Below are 972 nucleotides of genomic sequence, written 5' to 3' on the forward strand. Positions count from 1 at the left end.
GTGGCAACCCGCTACGACCGATGCCCAAAAGTCTTCCTTTCGGCCATCGCCCTCGCAGCAGTCGTCATCTACTGGTTTTGAATCCTGACCCTAGCATGCTGGCGGCGCTATGGCTCCAGACCGTGGTGCTGTTGGAGCACGGGAACACGACGGATCTGCGGGGTACGACGCGAGCCGGCGAAGGCGACTCCGCCGCCGACCACACGTTCCTCTGGGGCATAAAGGTGGGCTGAACGTCGAGGAGTAAGTGGTTGTCCGCGCGAACGGATTGAGCTTAAGTTAAAGGGTACGTCCGCCAGGCGTTGGCCACGGCACGGGGACACTTGTAATTGGAATGCCACCTTATGGCCCTGGGGGATAGCTTTGGAAGGGGAACGAGTTGTAAGCTATAATGGCTTTGCAAGGACAATAGGGAAAGAAATCGGCCGGGGCGCGACCGCAACTATCTACGAAGTTGAAGGCTCTTCTAAGTTGGCCGTAAAGATCTTTGACGAGGCGTACCGAAAAGCTCATGGAGAAAGTGCACAAGAAAAAATTGGTGCACTAAGGTCTATCGTCGAGCTAGGTCCAACGGATGAAAACCCTTTCGCGGCTGCATTCGCGAACATCAACCGCAACAGCTCCCAAAAAACTTGGGGAGCCATAGCCTTTGGAGTGCCCCCATCGGGTGGTCCAGTTTGAATGTTAATGCATGGTCGGTCTTTGGTCTATCGGGACGATGCTCTTGGGCGCTGGCGGCCGGTATCTTAAGGCGCTGTGGGGCCTGACCGTATTGTGGTGACGTCGCCAGCGTTCAATCAGGATCTGGGCCTCGCGTAACGTGGTGAAGACCTCGCCGTTTAGCAGCTCATCCCGGAAACGGGCGTTGAAGCTCTCACAGTAGCCGTTCTCCCAGGGTGAGCCTGGGGTGATGAATGCGGTTTTCGCGCCCACGGCACCGATCCAGGCACGCACCTTCTTGGCAATAAATTC

The 972-nt window shown here is 56.6% G+C and carries 1 protein-coding gene and 1 pseudogene; one reads left to right on the forward strand and one right to left on the reverse strand.

Annotated elements, in window-relative coordinates; translation table 11 throughout:
* Window positions 1-233, forward strand: a pseudogene (locus tag ACOYQJ_RS26195) (hypothetical protein); the annotation flags it as partial.
* 451 nt (window positions 234-684) lie between these two features.
* Here ACOYQJ_RS26195 and ACOYQJ_RS26200 read toward each other — a convergent pair.
* The coding region (locus ACOYQJ_RS26200) for an integrase core domain-containing protein (protein WP_422908815.1) at window positions 685-972 on the reverse strand (288 nt) is incomplete at its 5' end.

Origin of the sequence: Pacificoceanicola algae, from assembly GCF_049341065.1 — a bacterium.
GTDB lineage: Bacteria > Pseudomonadota > Alphaproteobacteria > Rhodobacterales > Rhodobacteraceae > Pacificoceanicola.